Here is an 11,542-nt window from a genome sequence, read left to right on the forward strand (position 1 = left end):
GGTGTTCGGGTCGGCGGACGGGTCGCCGGTGCCGGTGGTGCTCATCGCCCAGTGGCAGCCGATCTCGACCGGCGGTGGCGGCGGTGGTGGCGGTGGCGGTGGCGGCACGCCCACGCCGACGTCCTCACCGACGCCGTCACCGACGCCGTCACCGACGGCACTGCCGGCGGCGACCGTGGTGCTCAGCGCCCCCGTGACGGTCGGGGCTCCGGTCTCGGCGTCGGTCTCGCTGGCCTCCCCGGTCGACGCGCTCGCCGTCGCCTGGCGGTGGTCGCGTGTGGTCGACGGTGTCGCGACGCCCATCGAGGGTGCGACGACGGGCTCCTACACACCGGTGGCCGGCGACGTCGGCGTCGTCCTGCGGGCGACGGCCGACCTCACGGCACCGAGATACGTTTCCGGTTCGGCGTCCGCCGAGACCGCCCCGGTCAGCGCCGCCGGACTGCCCGCGGTGCGGGTGGTCCTCAGCGGCAAGCCCCGGGTGGGCAAGGTGCTGCGCGGCGTCCTCGCCGGGGCACCCTCGGCCAACGAGCTGCCCGGGCTGACGGTGACGTGGACGTGGCAGCGCCTGAGCAGCAGGGGCACCGTGCGCACCGTGCCGGGACTCCCCGGCCTGCCCGGCATGCGGGCGCTCACCCGTGCCGACCGCGGCAAGCGGCTGCGCGTCACCGCCGTCGTCGCGGCACCGGGCTACGTGCCGGTCACGGTGACGACCGTCAGCGGCGTCGTCGGCAAGGGGCGGATCCCGCGGCCGCGGGTGCGTCTCGTGCAGGACGGCGTGGTGCTGGTCGCGCGGGTCGCCGGTCTCCGGGCCCTGGCGGGCAAGGTGCCGGGTCTCGCGGTGTCGTACCGATGGCGCGACAACGCAGGTCATGGGATCGGGGACGGACGTCGCCTCGTCATCCCGCCCGGCTACGCGGGCCGGATCCGGGTCCTCGTCCGGTTGCGGGCGCCGGGGTACGTCACCCGGCTCGTGTCGCGGAGCGTTCCAGTGGACCGGCGCTAGGTCCTGCGCTCGAGGCGCACCACGACGCCACCCCCGATCGCCGGAGTGATCCGGCGATCGGGGGTGGCGTGCGGGCGCGGACGAACCGGTCAGCCCAGGGTGGCGGCGAGGTGGGCCAACGCGGCGTCCTCGGTGGCCCGGTCGGGCGTGCCTGCCCGCACCGAGGAGAGCACCGGGTCGATCTCCTGGTCGACGTAGGTCCAGGCCTGGCAGTCGGCGGCCAGCAGCGCGTCCTGACGGTCGTCCCAGGCGGTCTCCAGGGCAGTGGCGGCGGTACCCGCGGCCGCGGTGTCGCCGCTGTCGACGGCCTTCCCGATGGCGGCCGTCAGGTCGGCGAACCGGCTCACGTCCGCGGCCGGGAACGCGGAGACGACCAACTGGTGGGCGGCGGCGTCATCGGCCGGGGCGCTCCCGCTCGAGCACGACGGTGCGGCCCCCTCCTCGGCGGCGAGGGCGTTCGCGTGCGGACGGCTGTCGGTCCAGGTCAGCAGCGCCGCCGTGGCGACGGCGACGGCCACCAGCACTCGCAGGGCGGTCCGCTCGCGACGGGGATCGCCGTCCGTGGAGACAGCGGCGGGAGCGTCGCCGTCGATCACGTCGACCCGCGAGACCGACAGGTAGATGACGGTGAGCAGGATCGCGGTCAGGAACACCACGCTGGTTCCCAGCGTGCCCAGGCCGAGCCCGTGCTGGTCGCGCGGGGAGGCCAGGAAGTCGCCGATGTTCGCCCCCAGCGGCCGGGTGAGGATGTAGGCCACCCAGAAGGCCAGCACCGGGTTGGCGCCGTAGCGCCACAGGCCCGCCACGATCGCGATGAGCGTGAGGGGCAGCAGCACCGACGTCCCGGGGCCCCAGCCGGTCAGGGTGAGGGTCCAGTCGCCCGTGGCGGTGCCCAGCGCGAAGGTCACGAGGACGGCGAGCCAGTAGAACGCCTCACGGGGGAAGGTGACGATGCTGTGGATCGACAGGGTGCGCTCCCGGGCGAACCAGACGCCGAACACCACGGCGAGCACCACCGAGAACACCGTGCTGCTGATCCACAGCGGCACGCCGATGCGGTCGGTGAGGATGTCGGTGTAGAGCGTGCCGGCGACGCTCACCACCACCACGGTCAGCCAGTACACGCCCGGCACGTAGCGCCGCAGCCGCAGCTGCGCGCCCAGCACCGCGACCAACACGGCGGTGAAGAGCAGCGAGGTGTTGGTCAGGCCGAAGCCCAGCGTCTCGTTGATGTAGTCGGCGAAGGACTCACCCACCGTCGTGCACAGGATCTTGATGACCCAGAACCAGACGGTGACTTCGGGAACCTTGTTCAGCAGCTGGCGCGCGTCGGCGCGTGCGGTCGTGGTCGTCATGGGCACCACCGTGGCGGCGCATCCTGTCAGGCGGCTGACAGGCCCGGACCGGTTGGATGATGTTGTCGGTCACAGACGAGAGGCAAGGACGACGATGCGGGTGCTGGTGGTCGAGGACGAGCCGCGTCTGGCGGCGTCCCTGCGGGCCGGTCTGACGGGGGAGGGGCATGCCGCCGACGTGGCCGGCGACGGCGAGGAGGCGCTCTGGTACGCCGCGGAGAACACCTACGACGTCATCCTGCTCGACGTGATGCTGCCGGTGCTCGACGGACTCGAGGTCTGCCGCCGGCTGCGCGCCCGCTCGGACTGGACGCCGGTGCTCATGCTCACCGCTCGCGACGCCGACGGCGACACCATCGACGGTCTCGACGCCGGCGCCGACGACTACGTCACGAAGCCCTTCAGCTTCGAGGTGCTGCTCGCGCGGCTGCGATCCCTCGCCCGTCGCCAGGTCACCGAACGGCCACCCGTGCTCGAGGTCGGCGACCTCGAACTCGATCCCGCGACCCGCGAGATCCGCCGCGGCGGCGTGTCGATCGAGATCACCTCCCGCGAGTTCGCCGTCCTCGAGCTGCTCATGCGCAACGTCGACCTCGTGGTGAGCAAGCAGCAGGTGCTGGGATCGGTGTGGGGCTTCGACTTCGACGGCGACCCCAACGTCGTCGAGGTCTACGTCGGCCGCCTGCGGAGGAAGGTCGATCGGCCGTTCGGTCGCGAGACCATCGAGACCGTCCGGGGCAGCGGTTACCGGCTGCGCGGCCGATGAGGACCGCGATCGTCGGGCGCCTGTCGCGTCTGCGCCACCGCGTCCGTGCCCGCGTGACCGCTGCCGCGGTGGCCGTCGGGCTCATCGCCGTCCTCGGCGGTTCGATCGCCTTCGTCGCTGTGCTCCATGAGAACCTGCAGCGGTCGCTGCTGGAGTCGGCCGGTCAGCAGGCCGACGCCGTCGCCGTCCGTCTCGACGCCGGCATCGCGCCCGCCCGGGCGGTGCTCACCGGCAAGGACGACGTCGTCGTCCAGGTGCTCTCCGTACGCGGCGAGGTGCTGGCCAGCGACCATCCGGGTCTGGCTCCGCTCGTCCGCACGGCGGGGGAGGAGCGCGGCATCGAGGTGCCCGAGCTCGGCGACTCCTACGCCGTCGTCGCCCGCACCCTGCCCGGCGATCGACTCGTGGTCGTCGGGCTCGCCGAGGAGCAGGTGGACGCCGCCACCGGCACCGCCGTCAGGCTCCTCGCGGTGGCCGTGCCCGTCGCACTGCTGCTCCTCGGAGCCGTCGTCTGGATCGCCGTGGGTCGGGCGCTGGCGCCTGTCGAGGTGATGCGGCGCGAGGCCGCAGTCATCACCTCCGAGGATCTCCACCGTCGGCTGGCCGTCCCGCCCGGCGACGACGAGATCCCCTCGCTGGCGATCACGCTGAACCGGATGCTCGATCGCATCGACGCCTCCCAGCGTCGACAACGCCAGTTCGTCGCCGACGCCTCCCACGAACTGCGCTCGCCACTGGCCGTGGTGCGTCAGGTGCTCGAGGTCGCCCGTCGCCATCCCGATGCCACCTCGGTCCCGGCGCTCGCGGAGGAGATCCAGCTCCAGGAGACGCGCATGGAGGAACTCGTGGAGGCACTCCTCCTCCTCGCCCGCCTCGACGACGGTGGTGCCCTGCCCGCCCGGGACGTCGACCTCGACGACGTCGTCCATGCGGTCGTCGATCGGATGCGCACCGACCGGCCCGACGTCCTCCTCGACCGCTCAGGGGTGGTGGCGGGCCAGGTGTCCGGCGACCCCGTGCTGCTCGGCCAGGTCGTCGGCAATCTGCTGGCCAACGCGGCCCGTCACGCCGCCGGACGGGTCGTCGTCGCCCTGACCGAGGACGGCGGCCGGGTGCGGCTGGTGGTCGAGGACGACGGCCCCGGTATCGCGCCGGCCGACCGGGAGCGGGTCTTCGACCGCTTCACCCGCCTCGACGACGCCCGCGCCCGCGACGCGGGCGGTGCCGGTCTGGGTCTGGCGATCGTCCGCGACGTCGTCCAGGTGAGCGGCGGGTGGGTGCGGGTCGAGGGATCAGACCTCGGCGGTGCCCGGTTCGTGGTCGAGCTGCCCGCGGCACTGCAGCCCTGAGCCGCCGCACTCCAGGTGCTCGCCGCGCACCGGCCACCACGGCGGTAGGGCCAGGAACCCCTCGGCGCGCATCGCGGCCGTGAGCAACCGCGGCAGGTCGGAGGCGCGCCGGAAGCACAGGAACCGCGGGCTCCAGTCGGGCTGGTACTTCGCGTTCGAGCGGTAGAGCGACTCGATCTGCCAATGCCGGGAGAGGCGGCGCAGCACCGAGCACCACAGGCGCAGCACCGGCCCGGCGCCGACCCGGTCGCCGCGCGCGATGACGCCGCGGAAGACCGCGAAGTTCAGCGAGATCCGCCGCACCTCCAGGCGCCCGGCCTCGGCGCACAGGGCCGTGATCATCAGCTCCACCACGCCGTTGGCGGTGTCGGGACGCCGGCGCATGACGTCGAGGGAGAGCCCGTCGGCACCCCACGGCACGAGTCCGAGGACGCCGTGCAGCTCACCGCCGGCGTCCCTCGCGGTGACGACCACGGCCTCGGGATCGCGTAGATCGGCCAGCCGCCCGAGCGCCATCGAGAAACCGCGTTCGGTGCGCCCCTCGCGCCACTGCTCGGCGTGCACCCGCAGCTCGCGCCGGGTGGCGTCGTCCAGGTCGCGCACCCGCGTGCAGGTGGCCGTGAGGCCGGCGCGCTCGCAGCGGGCGACGGCCTGCCGGACGCCGCGCATGGTGCGTCCGTCGAGGCTGAAGGTGTCGGTGCGCAGCACCGCCTCGTCACCGATCTCCAACGCGTCGAGCCCCGCCCGCTGGTAGGCCTCCGCGGCCGCCTCGCTCGCCCCCAGGACGCCGGGGGTCCAGCCGTAGGCGTCGCATTCGGCCAGCCACGCGCCGATCGCCTGGGGCCAGGCGTCGGGATCGCCCGAGGGGTCGCCGGCAGCCAGCGACACCGTGCCCAGCACCCGGTAGGTGATCGCGGAGCGTCCGTTCGGGGCGAGCAGCAGCGCCCGGTCGGTGCGGGTGGCGAAGTAGGAGAGCGAGTCGTGGTGCCCGAACCGCGAGACCAGACGGCGCACCGCTGCGTCGTCCTCGGCGGACAGCGGATGCGGACCGTCGGCAGGGCGGACCAGCGCGAGGAGCAGGGTCAGCAGAACGGCGGCGCCCAGCACGGCGAGGGCGACCGCCGCGTGGTCGCGGGCGGCCGGGTTCACCCAGGTGATCGGGCCCGGTACCCCGACGAGGCCGACGAAGGCCTGCGCGATGCGGTCGCCGATCCCGGTGCCCGGGGACTGCCCGGCGTGGGCGACGGAGAGGTAGAGCGTGCCCAGCGCCGTCGCGATCGGCGGTCCAGCGAGCACCACCTGCAGCACGCGGGCGCGGGACAACGGATCCGGGCGGGCGGTGAACTGGTGGCGTCCGATCACGAGCAGCACGAGCAGACCCGTGGCCAGCACGGCCTCCTCGACGTCGAGGCCCTTGAGCAGGTCGAGCACCGCCGAGACAGCTGCGAGCACGGTGGTCAGCAACCATGCGCGGTACTTGCCGCGGCGCACCGCCCGCGAGAGCACGATCATCAGCACGCCGACCGCGAGGTCGCCGGTGGTCGCCGCCGCCGGGAACACGTCGGGCAGCAGTCGGGTCAGCAGCCGCATACGGTCGTGCAGACCGGGGGAGCCGGCACTGACGAGCGTGACGACGCCGATGAGCAGCACGATCCGCGAGAGCGCCAGCGGCGTCGTCAGACGGCGCCAGCCGGATGCCGGCTCCGCGGTGCGCGTGGTCGGCGCACCGGCCGTGCCTCGGACGGCCTGGCGTACCTGCTCGCACATCGCAGCACTCCGCGCCCCTGTGCCGTCATCGCGGCGCGGTGCAGGGCGGCATGGCGCTCGAGGATCACGCTCCACTCCAGTCCGGTCGGGGTCGTCGTGCTGGTCGCACGCAGGTGGTCGGCGACCCGCGGGTCGGCGGCATACAGCAGCGTAGGCGCGAGATCGGCGTCCCCGGAAACCAACAGGCCTTCCGACCCGTGACGCACGAACTCGGTGACTCCGCTGCCGGCCATCGCCACGATCGGGACGCCGGCGCAGCGGGCCTCGAGTGCGGCGATGCCGAACGACTCCAGGCTCGCCGGACAGAGCAGGACGTCGGTGCGCGCGAGGTGGTGACGGATGGTCTCGCGCGGCTGCGGGCCGAGCGTCCGCACCTGGTCGGCCAGATCGCGGCGGCGGATCAGGTCCTCCAGTTGCCGCCGCTGCGGGCCGTCCCCCACGAAGGTCGCCTGCCACCGCAGATCGGGTGCCAGGCCACGCAGTCGGGAGAGCGCGTCGAGGGCGACGAGCGGGCGCTTGCGGGCCGCCAGCCGTCCGACGACGAGGATGCGGAAGGTCGGATCCGGAACGTGCCCCACCCGCCACATCGCGGGGTCGATGCCGTTCGGGAGCACCGTCACCGACACCGCGGGCGGCAGTGCGGCCGCGAGCCGATCGGCTGCCACGCGGCTCACGGCTGCGAAGGCCAGGTCGGTGCCGATGCCGGAGCGGCGCAGGCCGTGGCGCACCAGCCCCGGGTGCGCGGGCAGCATCGAGTGGAGCGTGGCCACGCGCGCCGCGCCCTCGTCGTGCGCGGCGGCTCGGAGGGCGGCCCAGGCGAACGGCGACACGACGCTCAGATGGGCATGGACGACGTCCGGCCGCCACTGCCTCATCAGCCCCACCAGATGCGGTCGCGCACCGATCGCGCCCGGTGTCGTCGGGATCCGGACGATCCCGGGCGAGGCCGTCCCCCGCGGGTCGCGTTCGGCCGTCACCACCAGGACGTCGTCGCCGGCGGCCCGTTGGCGCTCGGCGAGGTCGCGGACATGGAGTTCGATGCCGCCCAGGCGCGGCAGGTAGCTGTTGGTGACGTGCAGGATCCTCATCGCCGCCACCGCCACCACCACACGAGACCGACCGCGGCGCCGAGCGGGATCTCCAGCGCGTAGATGAGCGACCGGTAGAGCAGCACGCCCGCGGCCGCCGCCACCGGATCGACGCCGAGGGCGTGCAGGGCCGCGACCGCGCCGAGCTACGCCACCCCGGCGGCTCCGGGGGTGACGGGGGCGAGGCTGATCAGGCGTTCGAGCCCGAACGCCACCGCCACCGCTCCGAGCGGGGCGCCGGCGTGGACGGCGTCCAGGCAGCCCAGCAGCAACAGACCCTGCATCGCCACGTAGGCGAGCACGAACAGGGTCATCCGGCGCCAGCCGCACCCGAGGGCGACCACGACGGCCCGCCGACTGGCCAGCAGCCACGCCATCACGGCCGCTCGGCGGTCGGTCCGGCCGCCGAGGCGACGAGGCGCGCGCCGCCAGATCCGTGCCAGGCCGGCCGCGAGGACCCGTGCCGCGCGCTCGCTGCTCAGCGCCGGCGCCCCGAGGGCGACCGCCGTGAGCAAGGTGGCTGCGGCGCAGATCACGACCGTGCGCGCCCCCGAGGGGAGCGGGACGCCGACCCCCACCGCCCCGACCAGGAGCGCCGCGCCCACGACCAACCGGGCCGCGGCGTTCCACAGGTTGCTCACCAGCGCGAAGGACGTGAACTGCTCCGGCGAGAAGCCCCAGCGACGGGTCATGGCGAAGCCGACCCCGACTCCGGCCGCCCCACCCGCCGGCAGCACGTTGGCGACCGCCGATCCCGCGAGATTGAGGCCGAGGGCCTGACGGGAGGTGAGGCCGGGCAGGGCTGCTCGCAGCACGGGGAGGTGCACGAGCAGCCCTGCGAACCAGAGGGCGACCAGGCCCGCCAGCACCGACGCCGGGACGCCGTGCACGAGGGCCACGACGTCAGGCCACGTCGTTCCGAGCACCCACGGCAGTTCCAGCACGAGCCCCATGCCCAGCCCGACGGCCGCGAGGGCCATCGCCCACCGGACGACCCGGGCCGGCCGGACGCGGACGAGATCACGAGGATCTGCCGGTGGCCGGCAGGTGTAGGACGGCGACGTTGCCGAACTCATCGGTGATGCCCTTCTCCGCACCCGGACGACCCGGGTCGGTGGCACCACCATGCGCTCGCCTAGCTGACGACAGCCTGACTGGCGCGGCCGCACCTCTGGGATGCGACGTCCGCGCAGGCCATGCTGGGCCCGTGCCCGCCACCGTCGTCAGCTTCCATGCGCATCCCGACGACGAGTCGTTGCTCACCGGCGGCACGCTCGCCCGGCTCGCCGAGGAGGGGCACCGCGTCGTCCTCGTCACGGCCACCGACGGTGCCGCCGGACTCGCCGACCCGTCCCTCGGGTCGGGCGCGGAGCTCGGCCGGCGCCGGCTGCGGGAGCTCGAGGAGGCCGCCGCCGCACTCGGCGTCGCGCGGGTCGTCCCGCTCGGCTACCCCGACGGCGCCTTCGCCGACGCCGGGGTGGCCGGTCCGGCCGCTCGCCTGGAACACGTGCTCGCCGAGGAGTCCGCCGATCTGCTCACGGGCTACGACGCGGCCGGCGGATACGGCCATCCCGACCATGTGCACGTGCACCGCGTCGCGCGGGCGGCCGCCGAGCGATCCGGCGTCCGGCTCGTGGAGGCGACCGTCGACCGCACGCTGCTGCTGTGGGGCGCTCGGCTGTTGAACGCCGTCCCCCGGGCCCCGGAGATCGATCTCGACCGGTTGGCGTCGTCCTACCTGCCGAGGGCGGAGATCACCCATCGGGTGGACGTCCGGCGCCAGGTGCCGCGCAAGATCGCGGCCCTCGCCGCCCACGGCAGCCAGCAGACGGGAGGCGGTGGGTTGCGCACCGTGACCGTGCTGCGTCGACTGCCGACGCCGGTCGCGCGCGCCGTCCTCGGGAGGGAGTGGTTCCGTGAGGTCGGAGCGCCTCCCCGCCCTGACCTGCTCGACGACCTGTTCGCCGGCTCCGGGACCTCACCTCGCTGACCGATGCCGCCACACGGCGTCGTGCGGTAGTTGGACGACGAGTCGGTACCGACGCTCCAGGGTGCGCTCGGCCGCATGGGAGTGGGCGCCCCACGAGCCGAGTCCCGCCCCCGGCACCACCAACCAGGTCGGCGCACGCCGGGAGCGGAGCACCGCGCGCAACCCGTCGAGGTGCGGGTCCCGCACCCGCGTCGGCAGGCTCCACATGTTGACGTACGGACTGCGCAGGCCGCTGCCGTAGAGGATGTCGGCGTGGCCGAAAGCGACGGTCGCCGTGTCGCCGGCGCGGGCGTGCGACCGCAGCCAGGAGATGACCGCGTGGTCGGAGTCGAGCGCCGACCGATCCGCGACCGAGGCGGCGACGGCGGCGATCGTGGTGACGGCGGTGATGGTGAGCGCCGCTCCGAGCAGCCGTGTCGCCGGTGCGCGATCCGTGCCGGACGACGTCACCCGCGGCTGCCCGGCGGCGAGGGCGAGCAGGACGGTGCCCGGCACCAGGTCGAGCAGGTAGTGCAGCCAGTAGCTGCCGCCGCCGAGCACCGCGACCGACTCCCACGCGAGCAGCGCGAGGGCGACCCAGCGCAGGTCCGGCAGCGGACCTGTCGCCCGGTGCCGCACACGGAGTCCCAGGCACAGCCAGAGCAGCGGGAGGCCGCCGAGGGCGCCGTCGGTGAGCAGCCGGCGCAGGCGCAGGGCGTCCGATGTGGGCGCGCGCTGCTGCAACAGCTGTCCGGCGTGCAGGCGGAAGGTCACGACCGCCTGGAAGAGAGGCCCGGGGTCGGTGCCTCGCATCGCGGCCGCCGCCAGCACGACGGCGAGCGTGCCGATCGCCCCGGCGGCGACGCCGCCCGTGAGCGGCCACCAGCGTCGGTCGTGGCGGATCAGCAGTCCGAGGACGACGACCCCGGCGGCCAGCCCCACGTCGACGGCGTTCTGCTTGATCAGCGGTGCCGCCACGCCGAGTGCTCCGGTGGCGACGGACCAGCCGACGACGGCGCGAGCCCGTTCGGCCCTCAGCGCTCGCATCAGACACACCAGGCCGCCGAGCACGATCGGCGTGGTCAGCAGTTCGCCGGCCACCTCGGTCGATCCGAGCAGGGGGCTCGCCACGAGCACCGCCGCCACCCACGTCGGCACCTGCGGCCGTCGTCCGGTCGACGGGTTCGCCACGGCAGCCAGGACGCCGGCCAGCAGCACCGTGCCCGCCACAGCGGCCGCGCCGAGCACGCGAAGCGCCGGCAGGCCGCCGGCGGCATCGGCCAGGGCGTGCAGGGCGATGAGCAGCGGCGGACGGTCGACCCAGTAGTCGCCGTAGAGGCTCCGCCCCGCACGCCACTGCGAGGCGACGATGAGGAATCCGCCCTCGTCGGGACTCACCGGGCGCGCGAAGGTCGGCGACCACGCGGCGACGGCGAGGAGGGCCAGCAGGGCGGTCGTCGCCCCGCGGCCGGTGATCCGCGTCGTCATGTCAGACGCCACTCCACGACGCGGAAGAGCGCCTCGGCGACGATGGCGGCCGACATCTTCGAGGTGCCGCGGGTGCGGTCGGTGAAGAGGATCGGCACCTCGGTGATGGTCAGCCCCAGGCGAACTGCGCGCCACGTGTTCTCGATCTGGAAGCTGTAGCCCTCCGAGCGGGAGTGCACCACCCCGATCGCCCGCAAGGCGTCCGCCCGGAACGCCTTGAAGCCGGCGGTCGCATCGCGCACCGGCAGGCCCAGCACCAGCCGCACGTAGAGGTTCCCGAGCCAGGAGATCGCCCGCCGCGAGAGCGGCCAGTCCCGGACGCTGCCACCCCGCACGTACCGCGAGCCTACGGCCACATCGACGCGGTCGAGCGCGGCCAGCAGGTGCGGCACCACCTGCGGCGGGTGGGAGAGGTCGGCGTCCATCTGGACGACCCGGTCGTACCCGCGCGCCTCCTCAAGCGCCCAGGAGAAACCGGCGCGGTACGCGGCCCCCAGTCCGGACTTGCCGGCCCGCGAGAGCAGATGGACGCGCGTGCCGAAGCAGGGATGGGCGCGGACGACGTCCGCGGTCCCGTCCGGACTCGCATCGTCGACCACCAGCACATCGGCGTCGGTGGCCGACAGGACCGCGTCGAGGACGATCGGGATGTTCGCCCGCTCGTCATAGGTGGGAATCACCACGAGGGATCGCATGCGGTGATGCTGCGCAGGCGAGGCTGACCGTGACCTGACTGTGGTGCGGTCCGTGTTCG

At 74.0% G+C, this 11,542-nt stretch carries 10 protein-coding genes; 4 read left to right on the plus strand and 6 right to left on the minus strand.

Annotated elements, in window-relative coordinates:
- On the plus strand, positions 1 to 1,006 hold a 1,006-nt coding region (locus ABD671_RS10665), incomplete at its 5' end, for a hypothetical protein (RefSeq protein WP_344733335.1).
- 89 nt (positions 1,007 to 1,095) lie between these two features.
- Here ABD671_RS10665 and ABD671_RS10670 read toward each other — a convergent pair.
- Complete coding sequence (locus tag ABD671_RS10670; protein WP_344733336.1) at positions 1,096 to 2,361, minus strand: COG4705 family protein; 1,266 nt, start codon at positions 2,359 to 2,361, stop codon at positions 1,096 to 1,098.
- A 94-nt stretch (positions 2,362 to 2,455) separates the two neighbouring features.
- On the opposite strand from ABD671_RS10670, the gene ABD671_RS10675 reads away from it, so the two are divergent.
- Both ABD671_RS10675 and ABD671_RS10680 read left to right on the plus strand, forming a co-directional pair.
- Positions 2,456 to 3,127 carry a response regulator transcription factor gene (locus ABD671_RS10675; protein ID WP_344733337.1) on the plus strand — a complete coding sequence of 224 codons (672 nt, stop codon included), beginning with the start codon at positions 2,456 to 2,458 and terminating at the stop codon, positions 3,125 to 3,127.
- Positions 3,124 to 4,476, plus strand: a complete 1,353-nt coding sequence (locus tag ABD671_RS10680) for an ATP-binding protein (protein WP_344733338.1) — start codon at positions 3,124 to 3,126, stop codon at positions 4,474 to 4,476. Before ABD671_RS10675 ends, ABD671_RS10680 begins: the two co-directional genes overlap by 4 nt.
- Here the strand turns inward: ABD671_RS10680 and ABD671_RS10685 are convergent.
- From ABD671_RS10685 to ABD671_RS10695, 3 genes are all read right to left on the minus strand, one after another.
- Positions 4,420 to 6,243: a phosphatidylglycerol lysyltransferase domain-containing protein gene (locus ABD671_RS10685; RefSeq protein ID WP_344733339.1), complete on the minus strand. Its 1,824-nt coding sequence runs from the start codon at positions 6,241 to 6,243 to the stop codon at positions 4,420 to 4,422. The two genes, ABD671_RS10680 and ABD671_RS10685, sit on opposite strands and share 57 nt — an antisense overlap.
- Positions 6,153 to 7,331 carry a glycosyltransferase family 4 protein gene (locus tag ABD671_RS10690; protein ID WP_344733340.1) on the minus strand — a complete coding sequence of 393 codons (1,179 nt, stop codon included), beginning with the start codon at positions 7,329 to 7,331 and terminating at the stop codon, positions 6,153 to 6,155. The genes ABD671_RS10685 and ABD671_RS10690 overlap by 91 nt, the downstream gene beginning before the upstream one ends.
- A gap of 146 nt (positions 7,332 to 7,477) precedes the next feature.
- Positions 7,478 to 8,407, minus strand: coding sequence for a hypothetical protein (locus ABD671_RS10695; RefSeq protein WP_344733342.1), 930 nt, complete (start codon positions 8,405 to 8,407; stop codon positions 7,478 to 7,480).
- Positions 8,408 to 8,538: 131 nt separating this feature from the next.
- Here ABD671_RS10695 and ABD671_RS10700 point away from each other — a divergent pair, with 131 nt between their 5' ends.
- Positions 8,539 to 9,321 (plus strand): PIG-L deacetylase family protein, encoded by a 783-nt coding sequence (locus ABD671_RS10700; protein WP_344733343.1) that lies wholly within the window; start codon positions 8,539 to 8,541, stop codon positions 9,319 to 9,321.
- Here ABD671_RS10700 and ABD671_RS10705 read toward each other — a convergent pair.
- On the minus strand, positions 9,310 to 10,788 hold the full coding sequence (locus tag ABD671_RS10705; RefSeq protein WP_344733344.1) for a hypothetical protein: 1,479 nt from the start codon (positions 10,786 to 10,788) through the stop codon (positions 9,310 to 9,312). The two genes, ABD671_RS10700 and ABD671_RS10705, sit on opposite strands and share 12 nt — an antisense overlap.
- Positions 10,785 to 11,483: a polyprenol monophosphomannose synthase gene (locus ABD671_RS10710; protein WP_344733345.1), complete on the minus strand. Its 699-nt coding sequence runs from the start codon at positions 11,481 to 11,483 to the stop codon at positions 10,785 to 10,787. The genes ABD671_RS10705 and ABD671_RS10710 overlap by 4 nt, the downstream gene beginning before the upstream one ends.
- Positions 11,484 to 11,542: the final 59 nt, after the last annotated feature.

The organism is Nocardioides fonticola (genome assembly GCF_039536805.1).
Classification (GTDB): domain Bacteria; phylum Actinomycetota; class Actinomycetes; order Propionibacteriales; family Nocardioidaceae; genus Nocardioides; species Nocardioides fonticola.